This window comes from Adlercreutzia sp. ZJ176 (assembly GCF_011038975.1).
Taxonomy (GTDB): domain Bacteria; phylum Actinomycetota; class Coriobacteriia; order Coriobacteriales; family Eggerthellaceae; genus CAAEEV01.
The window spans coordinates 1-13,990 of record NZ_JAAKEC010000030.1 but is presented as its reverse complement, the minus strand read 5'-3'; the positions used below and the strand labels follow the sequence as shown (position 1 = coordinate 13,990).

8 protein-coding genes are annotated in these 13,990 nt (G+C 68.9%); 6 read left to right on the top strand and 2 right to left on the bottom strand.

Translation table 11 applies throughout. The features are described 5' to 3' along the window. Positions 1 to 2,092, top strand: a 2,092-nt coding sequence (locus G7Y50_RS11530) for a ribonuclease R family protein (RefSeq protein ID WP_165057091.1), incomplete at its 5' end; no start/stop codon positions are given. 81 nt (positions 2,093 to 2,173) lie between these two features. Here G7Y50_RS11530 and G7Y50_RS11525 read toward each other — a convergent pair. Beyond that, the gene (locus tag G7Y50_RS11525; protein ID WP_165056727.1) at positions 2,174 to 2,635 is read right to left on the bottom strand and encodes a MarR family winged helix-turn-helix transcriptional regulator; all 462 of its coding nucleotides are present in this window, start codon (positions 2,633 to 2,635) and stop codon (positions 2,174 to 2,176) included. Positions 2,636 to 2,830: 195 nt separating this feature from the next. Between G7Y50_RS11525 and G7Y50_RS11520 the strand changes: the two genes are divergently transcribed. Further along, complete coding sequence (locus tag G7Y50_RS11520) at positions 2,831 to 4,222, top strand: sodium-dependent transporter (protein WP_165056726.1); 1,392 nt, start codon at positions 2,831 to 2,833, stop codon at positions 4,220 to 4,222. Positions 4,223 to 4,287: 65 nt separating this feature from the next. On the opposite strand, the gene G7Y50_RS11515 is transcribed toward G7Y50_RS11520, so the two are convergent. Next, a complete protein-coding gene (locus G7Y50_RS11515) occupies positions 4,288 to 7,776 on the bottom strand; it encodes a DEAD/DEAH box helicase (RefSeq protein WP_165056725.1) in 3,489 nt (1,162 codons plus the stop codon). A gap of 301 nt (positions 7,777 to 8,077) precedes the next feature. Between G7Y50_RS11515 and G7Y50_RS11510 the strand changes: the two genes are divergently transcribed. The 4 genes from G7Y50_RS11510 (at position 8,078) to G7Y50_RS11495 (ending at position 13,985) form a co-directional block, all read left to right on the top strand. After that, a complete protein-coding gene (locus G7Y50_RS11510; RefSeq protein WP_165056724.1) occupies positions 8,078 to 9,229 on the top strand; it encodes an Mbeg1-like protein in 1,152 nt (383 codons plus the stop codon). 258 nt (positions 9,230 to 9,487) lie between these two features. Continuing rightward, positions 9,488 to 10,816, top strand: coding sequence for a glycosyltransferase family 2 protein (locus G7Y50_RS11505; protein WP_241159521.1), 1,329 nt, complete (start codon positions 9,488 to 9,490; stop codon positions 10,814 to 10,816). A 447-nt stretch (positions 10,817 to 11,263) separates the two neighbouring features. Beyond that, positions 11,264 to 12,583 carry an ATP-binding protein gene (locus G7Y50_RS11500; protein WP_165056723.1) on the top strand — a complete coding sequence of 440 codons (1,320 nt, stop codon included), beginning with the start codon at positions 11,264 to 11,266 and terminating at the stop codon, positions 12,581 to 12,583. Positions 12,584 to 13,385: 802 nt separating this feature from the next. Beyond that, entirely contained in the window at positions 13,386 to 13,985 is a 600-nt protein-coding gene (locus tag G7Y50_RS11495) for a hypothetical protein (protein WP_165057089.1), read from the top strand. The last annotated feature ends 5 nt before the right edge of the window (positions 13,986 to 13,990 follow it).

Below are 13,990 nucleotides of genomic sequence, written 5' to 3'. Positions count from 1 at the left end.
GGGCGCCTCGAGGCGCGGCGGGCGCGGCGCGGGTGGCGCGGGCGCCGGCGCGGCGCGCGGGGGCGAGGGCGACAAGCCGGCGGCGCGCGTGGTGCGCGTGGTCGACCGCGCGCACGACACCGTGGTGGGCCGCTACGAGGTGGCCGAGTCCTTCGGCGTGGTGGTGCCCGTTGACGTGCGCATCCCCTACGACGTCTTCACCATGCGCTCCGACTATCCCGGCATCGAGGACGGCTCGCTCGTGCGCGTGCGCATCACGCAGTTCCCCACGCGCCGCACCGCCGCCACGGGCGTGGTGGAGGAGGTGCTCGGGCGCGCCGACGCGCCGAGCATGGGCGTCGACGTCATCGTGGCGCGCCACAAGCTGGAGACGACGTTCAGCCCCGGCGCGCTTGAGGAGGCGCGCGCCGCGCAGGTGGACGCGGCGGGCGCGCTCGCGGCGGGCTACCGCGACCTGCGCGAGCGCTTCGTGTTCACCATCGACCCCGCTGACGCGCGCGACTTCGACGACGCGCTGTCGCTCGAGCCGGTGGGCGCGGGCGGGGAAGCGGCGGCGGACGCGCTCGCGGCGGGGGAGTCGGCGGCTGGCGGCACGACGGATGCGGGCGCGCTTGCGGCGGGCGGTGCGGCGGGCGGAGGTGCCCAGGCGGGCGGGGCGCGCTGGCGTCTGGGCGTGCACATCGCGGACGTGTCGCACTACGTGCCGTGGAACTCGAGCATCGACCTCGACGCGCGGCGGCGCGCCACGAGCGTGTACTTGGTCGACCGCGTGATCCCGATGCTGCCGCCCGAGCTCTCGGACGATCTGTGCTCGCTGCGCCCCGGCGAGGACCGCCGCGCGATGACGGTCGACCTCTACCTGGACGACGAGGCCCGGCTCGTGAGCTTCGAGGCCTACCCCTCGCTCATCCGCTCGAACGCGCGCCTGTCCTACGACGAGGCGCTCGCGCTGCTCGAGGGCGGCGCGGCGGACACGCCCACAGACGCGGAAGGCTCGGAGGCCGCGGCTGCGGAAGGCTCGGGGGGCGCGGTGGACGCGCACGCAGATACGGAAGGCTCGGGGAGCGCGCCCGTGGACGCGGAAGGCGCGCCCGCCGCACCCTCCGCGTCCCCTGACCTGGTGTGGCGCCTGCGCGCTTGCGCCCGCATCGCGCGATTGCGGGCCGACGCGCGCGAGCGGGCCGGCGGCATCGACTTCGCGACCACTGAGGCCAAGGTGCGCCTCTCCGAGGACGGCACGCCGCTTTCGGTGGAGCTGCGCGTGAAGAACGCCGCGACGATGCTCGTCGAGGAGGCCATGATCCTGGCCAACGAGACGGTGGCGGCACATCTGGCGGGACATCGGTGGCCGTGCGCCTTCCGCGTGCACGAGCAGCCCGCGCCCGACGCGCTCGGCGGCCTGGTCCCGGTGTTCCAGGAGTTCCCCTGGTTCGACGAGGGCCTGGCGCAGCGCCTGGTCACCGGCGACCCGCACGCGATCCAGGCGATCCTCGCCGCCGCCTCGGGTCGCGCCGAGGGCGAGCTCGTCTCGTCGCTTCTGCTGCGCTCGATGAAGCGCGCGCTCTACCGGCCCGAGAACGCCGGCCACTACGGCCTGGCGAGCGCGGCGTACTGCCACTTCACGAGCCCCATCCGCCGCTACCCCGACCTCGTGGTGCACCGCATGCTGCGCGCGAGCCTCACGCGCCGCCCCGAGAAGTTCGACCAGGAGGTGAACGCGCTGCCGTGGATATGCGAGCACGCCTCCGACATGGAGCGCATCGCCGACGCGGCCGCGCGCGAGTCGCAGGAGCTCAAGATGGTGGAGTACCTCCAGCAGTTCGTGGGCACGGCGTTTCCGGGCGTGGTGTCGGGCGTGGCGAGCTACGGGCTCTTCGTGCGCCTCGAGTGCACGGCCGAGGGGCTCCTGCCCGTGCGCGCGCTCGGGGACGAGTACTTCGCGTTCGACCCGGTGCGCTACACGCTCACGGGCTCTGAGACCGGCGCCGTTTTCCGGCTCGGCCAGCGCGTGGCGGTGGTGCTCAAGGCCGCCGAGCCGCTCACCGGCAAGCTCGACCTCGCGCTCGCGAAGGGACGCAGCCGCCGCGCGTAGGCGGGTCGCTTCCGGCTCGGCCGCGAGGCCCGCGCCACATGCGTCCCCGCGGCTGCCGTCCGCAGCCCCGCGTAAGCGAATCTACCCCGCGTGGGCCTGACGGTCGAAGAATCCCTTCACCTTCCTCAGCGCGTCGCAGAGCACGGCCTCCTCCTCCTCACTCAAGTCCTCGAGGGCCTCCTCGATGAGGTGCTTGTGGAAGAGGTGGTGCGCGCGGTACACCTGCCGGCCGCGCTTGGTGAGCGAGACGAGCACGCGCCGGCGGTCGGCCTCGTCGCGCGTGCGTACGACGAACCCCTTCTCCACCAGGCGGTTCACGGCGGTGGTGAGCGTCGCGAGCGTCACGTCGAGGCGCGCGGCCACCACGTTCATGGGGTTTTGGTCGCAATACCCCACGGCCTCGATGGTGTGGATCTCGGTGATGGTGAGCCCCTGGGTCAGGCGGTTCTCGAGCGCGCGCTCCTCCACGCGGAGGATGGAGTTGAACGTGCCGGTGAGGAGGTCGTCGACCTCGCGGCGGCGCGCGATGGCCTGATCGTTCATGGGCAGCCTGCCTCTGTGGATTGAGGGTCGGAAGAATACCGCCTCATGGTAGCATCTCACCTCAGCTTCATCGAGTACAATGTCAACCCAAGCCAAGGCGGCCAGGGCGGCGGAAAGCGCGGCGGCGCGGGACGGGCGGCGCGATGCAGCGCGGGTCCCCTCGTCTGCGCGGCCGCGCGTTAAAAGGAAAGGCAGGTGAGGCACGTGGAGCGAGAGAAGTTCGCCTCGCGCCTGGGGTTCATCCTCATCAGCGCGGGGTGCGCCATCGGGCTGGGAAACGTCTGGCGCTTCCCCTACGTCACGGGCGAGTACGGCGGCGCGGCGTTCGTGCTTTTGTACCTTGTGTTCCTCGTGATCCTGGGCCTGCCCATCATGTGCATGGAGTTCGCCGTGGGACGCGCGAGCCACAAGAGCATCGCCGGCGCCTTCAACGCGCTCGAGCCTGCCGGCTCGCGCTGGCACGCGTTCAAGTGGGTGGGCATCGCGGGCAACTACCTGCTCGTGATGTTCTACACCACGGTGGCCGGCTGGATGCTCGCCTACGTCCCGAAGATGGCCTCCGGCGAGCTCGCGGGCGCCACGGCAGCCGACACGGCGGCCGCCTTCGACGCGCTGCTCGCCAACCCCGCCGAGCTCGTCACGTGGATGCTCGCGGTGTGCGCCGTTGCCTTCCTCGTGTGCTCGATGGGCCTGCAGAAGGGCGTGGAGCGCGTCACGAAGGTGATGATGCTCGCGCTTCTGGGCATCATGGGCGTGCTCGTGGCGCGCGCGGTCACGCTGCCGGGCGCCGAGGCGGGCATCGCGTTCTACCTCGCGCCCGACTTCGGCAAGATCTTCGCCGACGCCCCCACGTTCTTCGAGGCGGCCTACGCGGCCATGGGCCAGGCGTTCTTCACGCTGTCGGTGGGCATGGGCGGCATGGCCATCTTCGGCAGCTACATCGGGCGCGACCGCACGCTTCTGGGCGAGGCGGCCACCATCGGCGCGCTCGACACGGTGGTGGCGCTGGCCACGGGCCTCATCATCTTCCCCGCGTGCTTCGCGTTCGGCGTGGCGCCCGACTCCGGCCCGGGGCTCGTGTTCATCACGCTGCCGGCGGTGTTCGAGCAGATGTGGATGGGGCAGCTCTGGGGGACGCTGTTCTTCGTGTTCATGAGCTTCGCGGCGCTCTCCACCGTCATCGGCGTGTTCGAGAACATCCTGAGCTTTTGCATGGACCAGTTCGGCTGGACGCGCCGGCGCGCCGTGGCGGTGAACCTGGCGGCCATCCCGCTGCTCTCGCTGCCGTGCGCGCTCGGGTTCAACGTGCTTGCAGGCGCGGTCGTCCCCGGCATCGGCGACGTCCAGGCCGTCGAGGACTTCCTCGTCTCGAGCAACATCATGCCCCTGGGCTCGCTCGTGTTCGTGGCGTTCTGCGTGAGCCGGCGCGGCTGGGGCTGGGAGGCGTTCGTCGCCGAGGCGAACGCGGGGCGCGGCCTGCGCTTCCCCGCATGGCTCAGGCCCTGGATGCGCTTCGGTGCGCCCGTGCTCGTGGCGATCATCCTCGTGATGGGGTGGGCGCCCATCGTGGCTGCCTGGATGGGGTAGCGAAGCGACCTGCCGCGCCTGGCGCCCCGCTGCTTTCCGACGCCCGCGCCCGCGCCCGAGGCCCCTTATCCTTGCAGCAGGTCGAGCAGCTCCTCGCGGGTGAGGCTCGCGAGCCCCGAGGCGCTCGCTGCGGCCCCGCCGATGACGCTCTCGGCGAGCTCCACCTTCGCCTGCTGCAGCGCGAGGATGCGCTCCTCGACGGTGCCCTTCGCGATCACCTTGTACACGCTCACCACGCTCTTCTGGCCGATGCGGTGCGCGCGGTCGGTGGCCTGGTCGGTGGCCGCGGCGTTCCACCACGGGTCGGCGTGGATGACCACCGAGGCGCCCGTGAGGTTGAGGCCCGTGCCGCCCGCCTTGAGCGAGATGAGGAACGCCGGCGTGTCATCGGCGTTGAAGGCGTCCACCAGCTCGACGCGCCGCTTCTTCGGCGTGGCGCCCGTGATGCGGAAGCAGGGCACCCCGCGCGCCTCAAGCTCGGCGGCGATCAGCTCGAGGTAGCTGGTGAACTGGGAGAACACGAGCGATTTCGCGCCGGCGTCGCGCGCCTGCTCAACCAGGTCCACAATCGCCGGCATCTTCGCCGCCCCGCCGCGGTAGTTCTCGAACAGAAGCGCCGGGTCGAGCGCGATCTGGCGCAGCCGCATGAGCTCGGCGAGCACCTCCACGCGCGACTTCTCGGGCACGGGGTCTTTGCCGCGCGCCTGCGTCGCCTTCTTCTGCACGTTGAGCTCCTGGCGCAGCTGCTGCTCAGCGGCGTCGTAGAGGCGGCGCTGCTCGCGCTCGAGCGGCACGTACACCACGGTCTCGAGCTTGTCGGGCAGGTCGGGCAGCACCTGGTCCTTGCGCCGGCGCAGGATGAACGGCCCCGCGAGCGACTGCAGGCGCCGCGCGAGGTCCTCGTCGCCGCCGAGGATGCCGAGCTCGAAGCGCTCGCGGAAGCGCGCGTAGGAGCCTAAAAAGCCCGGCATGAGGAAGTCGAAGATCGACCAGATCTCCGAGAGGCGGTTCTCCATGGGCGTGCCGGTGAGCGCGAAGCGGTGGCGGGCGCGCAGGCGCTTGACGGCGCGCGTGGTGAGCGTGGCGTGGTTCTTGATGTACTGGGCCTCGTCGAGCACGCAGCAGAAGAGCTCGGCCTGCTCGAGCTCGCGCACGTCGATGCGCGCGAGGTCGTACGAGGTCACGAACACGTCGACGCCGCGCTCGGCGCGGATCGCCGCCCGCTCGCGGCGCGGCCCCTCCACCGCGCGCACGGAGAGTCCCGGCGCGAAGGCGGCGAACTCGGCGAGCCAGTTGTACACGAGCGAGGCCGGGCACACGATGAGCGAGGGACCCGTCGCGCGCGCCTCCGTGGCGCGCGCGAGCAGGAAGCTGATGAGCTGCACCGACTTGCCGAGCCCCATCTCGTCGGCCAGGATGCCGCCGAACCCCAGGTCGGCCAGCGCGCTCAGCCAGCGGAAGCCCTCGCGCTGGTAGGGGCGCAGCGTGCCCGCGAGCGCGTCCGGCACGGCGTAGGCGGCCTGGTCAATGGCGCGGAGGCGCTCCACGTAGCTTTCGAACGACGCGTTGCGGCGCGCCTCGGAGAACTCGCGGTCGAGGTAGAACGCGCGGTAGGTGGGCAGCTCCACGTGCCCGCCCGCCAGCTCTGAGGCGCTGATGCCGAGGTCGTCCACGAGGCGCTCGAGCTCGCTCAGGTCGTGGTCGCGCATGTCGAGGAACGCCCCGCTGCGCAGGCGGTGGAACCGCTTGCGGCGGCGATAGCTCGCCAGCAGCGCGGCGAGCTCGCCGGCGTCGAGGTCGGTGGCCGACACGTCGAGGTTGATGAGGTTGCCGGCGATGGAGAGTCCCATGCTCACGCGCGGCTTTTTGTCGGAGAGGAGCCGGTCGAAGGCGGGCGTGGTGTAAACCTCGCCGAGCTCTCGGAACTGCGCGAGGCCGCCGAACAGAAGCGCGCCCGCGGCGCGGTCGTCCGCGAGCGGAAGCGTGTTGTCGGCGTCGAAGAACGCCTGGACGAGGCGCACGGCGCGCCCCTCGAGCACCTCGTCGCGCAGGGGCGCGAGGGCGGGGAGGGGGATGTTTGGGTCGCCGGCGGCGCTGCTGGTGCTGGCGGGCACGGTGCTGGTGGTGCTGGCGGGCGCGGGCGCGGTGCCACTGGCGGTGGCAGCGGCTGCGACGCCGTTGGCGCTGGCGGGTGAGGCGCTGCCAGCGGCCAGCGCGCCGCCCGCTGCGCCCCCCGCGCCGCGGGCCTTGCTCCCAGCTGCGCGCCCGGCTGCGCGTTCGGCCTCCTCCACCGCGCGCTCGCCGGCGCAGGTGCTCGGCGACTTCGCCAGGTAGAACGCGCGCTCGCCGTAGCGCACCTGCGCGTCCACCTCGATCAGGTCGGTCTTCTTCTGGTAGTCGAAGTAGAACGCAAGGCGCGCGGGCACGGGCTTCAAAAGCTCGAGCTCGGCGGGCGCGTCGACGGCGAGCGTCTCCTCGAGCGTGGGCAGCACGGTGGCGCAGAACAGCGGCATATCCTCGGTCGCCACGAACAGCTGGTCGTCGGCGGAGCGGTAGACGCTGCGCAGGAAGTCGGCGCAGCGCGCGAAGGCGGGCGAGCAGCGGAAGAGCATCCCGTCCTGCAGCACGTACATGCGCGCGCCTTCGGCGGCGAAGGCCACGTCCTCGTCGCGCATGATGACGTAGCCGCCCTCGTGGCGCGTGATGCGCAGAGGGATGCGCGGGTCGGCGTCGACCACGTCCGCGTGCGAGGTGCGCCTGAAGGTGCCGTCGGTGCACTCGAGCGCGATGGGGTCGTGGCCCAAAAGGTCGATGAGGTCGATCACCTCGCCGTCCGAGAGGTCGAGGTCGCGCCCGACGTATGGGGCGGCGAAGCTGCGCCAGCGCGCGGCGTCGGAGGTGAGCTCGCGCTGGGCGACGGCGCGCTCGAGGAAGCGCACGAGGGCCTGCCCCTGTTCGTCGAAGGCGCTCGGCGCGTGCGTGAAGGCGAGCTTTTTGCCGTAGGTGACGTGTTCGCGCTCGCGCACGGCCTCGACGAACGAGCTGACGGACTTCATGACGTAGCTGCCCCGGGGCCCGCGCACCTTGAAGCGCGCCGCCCAGCTCTCGTACCCATAGACGAGCGTGACGTCGATGCCCACCGAGCCGGCGAGCTCGCTCTCGGCGGCGAGGCGCTCGGCGCGGCGCATGAACGCGGCCACGGACGGGCTCGTCTCGGGCGTGCGCGAGCGCTTGTAGCCGAGGAAGCCCTGCGGGTTGTCGATGTAGGAGAGCGCGAGCGCCACGGCGTGCTTGCACATGCCGTCGTACTTGAGGAACGCCGGGCAGGTGCACGAGTAGTCGAGGACCTCGCCTATGTCCTCGTCGACGTCGACGGAGACGCGGTAGCGGTCGGCCCAGCCGCTCGAGGCGGCGACGAAGGCGGTCAGCGTGGTCTCGCCTGCGCCGTAGCGCACCTGCTTGGTGAGGATGTTCTTCTCGTGGGCAGCGATCTGCCGCGCGCGCTGGAACGTGCGGGCGGGGCAGTGCCAGACAAGGTCGTCAACGGTCAGCACGCGCCTCATTCCTCCTCAGCCACGGAAAACAGGTATCGTCCATCATACCACGCCGCCCAAAGGTGTCCGCCCGCCACCCCACCCCCTTGTGTCATCCTGAGCGGAGCGCCCGCAGGGCGCGGAGTCGAAGGATCTGGCCCCAGACATGGAGCGCCCCCAGCGCGCAGCGCGCATCCGCTCACCACGCCCCCGGCGCGCAGCGCGCATCCGCCCCCCGCCCCCTTCCCCCCGCCGCACGTGCTTTGCGTGAAGCAGCCGCCCCAGATCGCCCGCGGCAGCGTGGCGCGCTACAATACAGGGCATGGAAACCATCGTCGACTACCTCGAGCGCGAGCAGCGCACCTTCGCCGAGCTGGCGCTCACGCCGGTCGACTCCCTCGTGCTCTCGTCGCTCGTGTACTTCAACTTCGACGCGGCGGGCGTGGTGGAGCGGCAGTCGGCGCGCGAGGTGCTGCTGCACGACGTGGTGGCGCTCACCCCGCACGACGCGCTCACGGCGGCGAGCTGGCTGGAGGACGCCGAGCTCACGCGGCGCTTCGTGCGAGCCGTCATGGCGAGCCGCCGGCTGCGCGACGTGCGCGTGAAGTTCTTCGTCAACGAGTACGCGCGCGCCATCGAGAAGCAGTTCTCGGCCGCCGCCTTCCTGCTCCCGCGCGCGGTGGGCGGTGAGGACGCGGCCTACCTGGCCTTCCGCGGCACCGACGGCACGCTGGCGGGCTGGAAGGAGGACTTCAACCTCACGTTCAAGGACGTCATCCCCTCGCAGGCGGCGGCCTTGCAGTACCTCTCGGGCGTCGGGTCGGCCATGGCGGGCCCGCTTTTGCTCGGCGGGCACTCCAAGGGCGGCAACCTCGCGCAGTACGCGGCGCTCACCTGCGACGACGCCCTGTTCGAGCGCATCTGCGCGGTGTACGACCACGACGGCCCGTCGTTCTTCGACGATCCCTCGCCGCGCGCGACCGCGCCGGGCTTCCTGGGCAAGCTGCACAAGACGGTGCCCTCCTCGTCGGTGTTCGGACTCATGCTCGAGCGGCGGGGGAACTACGCCATCGTGGCGTCCGACGCGCCGCCGTTTCTGTCGCACTCGCCGTTCACGTGGATGGTCGAGGGGGTCGACTTCGCCTACGCCGAGAAGCTCACGCGCGGCTCCGCGACGTTCGACCGCTCGCTCGACGAGTGGCTGCACAGCGTGGACGCGGACAAGCGCGAGCTGTTCATCGACACGGTGTACGAGCTGCTCGTGAGCACGGAGGCGTCCACCTGGTCGGAGTTCCAGGAGAACCTGCCGAAGAACATCGCCACCATGGCGCGCCACGGCGTGGGGCTCGACGCGGAGCTGCGCGGGTTTCTGCTGCGCACGTTCGCCCACGGCGTGGGCATCCTCACCTCCTTGACGGCGCGCAGCCTCCTGCCCGACTCCTCGAAGCGTCTGCCCTCAAGCTCGGAGGGCTAAGCGCCCCGCGCGCCGCTCGCCCCGCGCGCCGCTCGCGCTCCCAGCCGCCCCCGCACCTCCCGCCCAGCCACCTCGAGCGTTAAGAATTGTGCGCGCCTTGTGTCCGAATGCGTACAAAAGCGTCACTTTCACCCCCAATCGCTGGGCAGGGGAGGTCGCTGTCGCTATACTTTCTAAAGTTTGCAAAAAGTTTGCATAAGGTGCTTGGGGCCCGCGAGGGCGGAGTCGGACGCTGTGCGCGTCCCGTTGAAGGAGCGCGTGCAGGTGTTTGAATGGTTCGCGGAGTCTATGGCGGCGTTGTCGTTCGTCGACGTGTTCAACGGCTGCGTCTTCATCACGTTCACCATCATGTACACCTACCAGCTGCTCTACGTGCTCGTGGTGCTCACGCGCCGCGCGCCGGCGCACGAGGCCAAGCGCAACCACAAGTTCGCCGTGCTGATCGCCGCGCGCAACGAGAGCGCCGTCATCGCCGATCTGATCGGGTCCATCCGCGCGCAGAACTACCCCGCTGAGCTCATCGACGTCTTCATCATCGCCGACAACTGCACCGACGACACGGCGCAGCGCGCCCGCGCGGCCGGCGCGCACGTGTTCGAGCGCTTCAACCAGGAGCAGGTGGGGAAGGGCTACGCGCTCGACTTCGGCCTGAAGAGCATCTGGGAGCAGTTCCCCGACGCGGGGCACGAGGCGTACTTCGTGTTCGACGCCGACAACGTGCTCGATGCGAACTACTTCCGCGAGATGAACGCCACGTTCGACTCAGGCGCGCAGGCGTCCACGAGCTACCGCAACTCCAAGAACTTCGGCTCGAACTGGATCTCGGGCGGCTACGGCCTGTGGTTTCTGCGCGAGGCGAAGTTCCTGAACCAGGCGCGCCTCACGCTGAACACCTCGTGCGCGGTCTCCGGCACGGGGTTCTTCATCGCGGCCGACATCCTGAAGCGCGCGGGCGGCTGGAAGTGGCACCTGCTCACCGAGGACATCGAGTTCTCGGTGTCCTCGGTCATCGACGGCGTGCGCATCTCGTACTGCCCCACGGCCATCCTCTACGACGAGCAGCCCATCACCTTCCGCGACTCGTGGAACCAGCGCTTCCGCTGGGCGAAAGGCTTCTACCAGGTGTTCTTCCACTACGCGGGCGGCCTGGTGCGCGGCATCGCGAAAAACCCCAAGGGGTACCGCTTCGCGTGCTACGACATGCTCATCACCATCGCGCCGGGCATGCTGCTCACGGTGATTTCGGTGGTGTTCAACGCGGCCATCGTCATCCTGGCGCTCTCGGGCGCCATGTCGGTGGGCATCGCGGTGGCGAGCTCCATCTCCTCGATCTTCTTCTGCCTGTTCAACTACATCGTGTTCATGTTCGTGTTCGGCGTGCTCACCACCTTCGTCGAGTGGGACGCCATCCGCATGTCGCGCGCGAAGAAGATCCGCAACCTGTTCACGTTCCCCCTGTTCCAGCTCACCTACATCCCCATCGCCCTCGTGGCGCTGGTGAAGAAGGCCACCTGGAAGCCCATCAAGCACTCCATCTCGGTCGACGTAGCCGAGTTCTCAGAATCCCCCCGCAAGGTCGAGGAGTAGGGAAGAAGCGCGCCGCGTGGGCGGACGTGCGCCGCTTTCCAGCGGCAGGAATTGCAGATGTTGCGCTGCCGGTTATTCTGCCGAAGGCGAAGCAGCGTGGATCGCGTGGAAGAAGAATCTGTCGGGTGCCTCGTGCTAGCCATTGCGGCTCCCTTGGGCTTACGTCCGAAACGACCCCGACGATAAGCGTAGTATAACAGCTGGAGCATAGGTTTGCAGGCTGTGTGCTTTGGCCGTCTTGTGGACTGCAGGCAATCAGGAGAAAAGCTCTTCGTTGGGGATTTCGTTCGGGTCGATTGTCGGGGCAAGTGCAACCCTGTCTTTGCGCACTAAAGATGGCAATCAACCGACAATCAACCGAGGTTGCAAAACATCGGTTGAAACCTTTGCAAAACATCGGTTAAAATCATTGCAGAACATCGAATGGCGGCGTACGGGGAGGCAGCGATGAGCGACTTTGGTGCAGGTTACGGTTCCTTGCTCAACGATGGATACCTTCCCAGGATCATAGAGGGCAGAATTGCCGAAGGGCTTGAGGATTTCGGAGCCGTGTGCATAGAGGGCGCAAAGTACTGCGGGAAAACGTGGGTCGGGCAGGCGTTCGCCAACAGCGAGATGAACCTCATGGACCCCGCCGGCGGCTTCCAGAACAGGGAGATCGCGCTTCTGGACCCGTCTACAGCGCTTCAGGGCGACAGCCCTAGGCTGATCGACGAATGGCAGGAGGCCCCGCAGCTTTGGGACGGGGTGCGCAACGCTGTGGACCGATCGGGGAAGCGCGACTCCTTCATCCTGACCGGATCGTCGATCCCCAGGAGCAAGGCGGACGGCAGCGAGCCAATGCACACGGGCGTCGGCCGCATCGAGAAGCTCAGGATGAGGCCCATGTCCCTGGCCGAGTCTGGGGACTCCACGGGCGAAGTCTCCCTCGCGGCCCTTTTCGAGGGGACCGTCCCGTCTGCGAAGGCACCCGAGCTTGGCTTGTCCGATCTGCTCGAACTCGCCTGCAGGGGCGGATGGCCCGCCACTGTGGGCAGGCCATCCACCAGGGCCCAGCGCGTCGCCCGAAGCTACGTCCGCGAGATATGCGAGCAGGACATGTCCCGAGTGGACGGGATCGGCCGAGACCCGGAGAAGGTGTCCAGGCTGCTCCACTCCCTCGCCCGCAACATGGAGCAGGCGACGAAGAACAAGACCGTCATCGGCGACATGACTGAGACGGCGACGGAGAAGAGCCTCTCGCCTGAGACGGTCACTGACTACCTCCACGCCCTGTCGAGGATCTTCGTCTTGGAGGAGATCGGCTCGTGGTCGCCGAACATCCGCTCGGGCGCTCGGATAAACAAGCGTCCCAAGTACCATTTCGTCGACCCCTCCATCCCCGTCGCCATCCTCAAGACGTCAGCGAAGGCTCTTATGAGGGATCTGAACCTGTTCGGCTTCGTGTTCGAGTGCATGTGCGTGCGCGACATCCTGGTGTACGCGCAGGCCATCGAGGCGGAGGTCTACTACTACAGGGACTCTGCGGGCCTGGAGGTGGATGTCGTCGTCGAAGCGGCCGACGGAAGCTGGGCCGGCATGGAAGTGAAGCTGGGCCACAGCAAGGTGGAAGAGGGTACAAAGAACCTCAAGGCCCTTCGGAGGAAGGTGGTCGAAGGCGGCGGCGAGGAACCCGCGTTCCTTGCCGTGATCGAGGGGCTGGGCAGCTACGCCTACGCGCGAGAGGATGGCGTCTACGTGCTGCCGCTCGCCACGCTCACTGCCTGAGAGCGGTCGAGCCCCAGATGCCCTCGGCTTCTCTTCGGATTGCCGGCTTCTCGGCTGTCCTGACGCGTCCAACGAGGTATCGCCCGATGGCCCCTCTACGCTCTATGGCCAGGTGGACATAGGCACCCCCGCCCATGGCCTTGGGCTTACATTGCGTCACAAGAGCATAGCTCTCCTGTCATCCTGCGCGAGCGAAGTGAGTCGAAGGATCTAGCTGCGCAGGTGGTCCGCCTTTCATCTATGTCACTGAGCGGAGCACCCACAGGGCGTTTGCATCACACCCGCGTCCTGAGTGGAACATGTGCGCCAGGACCCTCTTCCCGTGTCATCCTGAGCGAAGCCCCGCAGTTCGTTTGCATCACACCCGTGTCCTGAGTGGAACATGTGCGTCACGTGCCCACCCTGTGTCATCCTGAGCGGAGCGCCCGAAGGGCGCGAAGTCGAAGGATCTGGCCGCAAGCAGAATGCGCATGCGGCTGCGCACGAGGCGCCCGCAACCTTACGTCGATATCAGGCCGAACGCTCGCATCGGCGCTCGTATGCCCGCTGGCGTTGGGTGCGAAAATCGCGTCACTTAGCTCAAGGGCGGATTTCGGCTCGTCAAAAGGTAGACTTTTTGCCTACCCCCTAAACCGGCTTGGAGGCGCTCCGCGCGGAGACGCTTGACCTGCCCTTTCTCAAAACCCGTTCAGGATAACCCTCCCGAAGCAAAAAGTCTACTTTACCTCACCGGCCCGGAGGCGGGCTTCAACGCCGCCTCGCGCGGCATGCGGCGACGCGCGGCCGCGAGGAGGATGCGAGCGTGTGCGAGTTGAGCGCCCAGCCTGCGGGGCAGACAGGCCTCCCATTGGCGGCATCGCCGGGGGAGCCGCATGCCGCATCGCCGGGTGCGCTCAGGTGGTACGCGGTGCGCGTGCGCGAGGGGCACGAGGAGGCCATGGCCGCCAAGTGCGCAAGCGTGCTTTCGCCGGAGGTTGCCGAGGGGTGCGTCGCCCCGCGCTACGAGAAGTTCCTGCGTAAGCGGGGCACGTGGCGGCTGGTGGTCGACCCCGTCTTCCGCGGGTACTTCTTCGTCGCCGCGCGCGACGCGCGGGCGCTCTCGCGGGCGCTCGGCAGGCTGTCGTTCCCCGTGGCGCTGGCGGGCGGCCGCAGGGGCGCGCACGCCCTTTCCCCGAACGTCCAGGCATGGCTCGCCTCGGCGCTCGACGCCGAGGGCGTCCTGCGCGCGAGCGAGGGCGTCATCGAGGGCGGCGAGCTCACGGTGACGCGCGGCCCGCTCGTGGGGCATGAGCGCTCCGTCGGGAGCGTGAACCGCCGCAAGCGCATGGCCTACGTGCGCTTCGACGAGCCGGGCGGCGGCTTCCTGCTGAAGGCCGCGCTCAACGTGCCCGAGAAGGGCTGACGGGA